Source organism: Shewanella sp. M-Br (genome assembly GCF_036245925.1).
In the GTDB taxonomy this organism is placed as follows: domain Bacteria; phylum Pseudomonadota; class Gammaproteobacteria; order Enterobacterales; family Shewanellaceae; genus Shewanella; species Shewanella oncorhynchi.
Genome location: NZ_BJBV01000059.1, coordinates 1 through 1,037 on the forward strand (window position 1 = coordinate 1; position 1,037 = coordinate 1,037).

The following is a 1,037-nucleotide window of genomic DNA, read 5'->3' on the forward strand; positions in this document are numbered from 1 at the left end:
AAATCACCATGGCTCACCGTTTTGGCTTTAGCGTAACCTGTAGATTTAAAAGACATACGCAACACAGTTTTTGGACATTTCCGAGTTAGACTTTTAGCTCGAATGAGTGAGTTTCGAATTAAAATTTCTATGGATTAACACCCGCCTAAGGGGCTGGCAACGTATTACCACTGAACCAAAACACAACAACCGTAACCCCCGCGGCTCAATGAGACTGCAAACGCCACGCGTTAACAGTCCCTCTTGAGGCGTTTGTTACGTGCCCGAACTCATTGTATATTCTGGATGCCCCGTATGTTCATCTAACTGCTCGCTGACCACGTTAAAACCTTGTGACAAGTAGAACTGGTAACTGGCCTGATTTTCCTTATATACCGAAAGAGTCAGAATCGATCTTTGATTTTTTGCGTGATTTAGCAATTGCTTACCGATACTTTTACCTTGCAGCTCGGGAGCTACAAATATGGCAGCTAAACGACTTTCATACAGAGCGAAAAATCCAATAACTTTAGATTCTATTTCGTAAACGTAGACCTCTGAAGCTGGGATATAAATATTACGCATGCTCTCTACTTGAGATTCCCAAAACTCAGCCAAGATAAAATCATGAGCTTTAATCGACGCATTCAGCCAGATTTCAAGAACTGAATCCAAGTCATTTTTGTTGTACTTTCTTATCATTTTTAGACTCTGAGTTGTCAAATTTATCAGGGGCAACATAACGTATTAGTATTTATGCTCATTTCTATCAACTACCCTAGCACGACTAAAACCACTACCTCTATGACAGTCTATAGAACCAAAGAACTTCGGTGACTGTACAAACCAAACAGTATCCAAGAACTCCAAAGCTTTTTTATAGCTGTTACAATTTTCTAAAGACCTTTGAGCCATGAAGTCTTTTTCGTGCTTTGGAGGCTGTACAAACCTGTCTCCAAACTGCTCAAGACCGATTAGTTTTCTTTCTTCATCGAAATCAATGTACTGGTCAACCCAAACTGGACACTTTTACTTGAGAATTCTCAAACTCTACAGGT

The 1,037-nt window shown here is 40.1% G+C and carries 1 protein-coding gene; it reads right to left on the reverse strand.

Annotation, left to right across the window (positions count from 1 at the left end; all coding sequences use genetic code 11):
* Window positions 1-255: 255 nt before the first annotated feature.
* Window positions 256-681: an N-acetyltransferase gene (locus tag AAA952_RS22285; RefSeq protein ID WP_338259705.1), complete on the reverse strand. Its 426-nt coding sequence runs from the start codon at window positions 679-681 to the stop codon at window positions 256-258.
* Window positions 682-1,037: the final 356 nt, after the last annotated feature.

Coding starts and splice junctions, on each gene's coding strand:
- AAA952_RS22285 (WP_338259705.1), bottom strand. CDS start 681: ATGATAAGAAAGTACAACAAAAATGACTTGGATTCAGTTCTTGAAATC.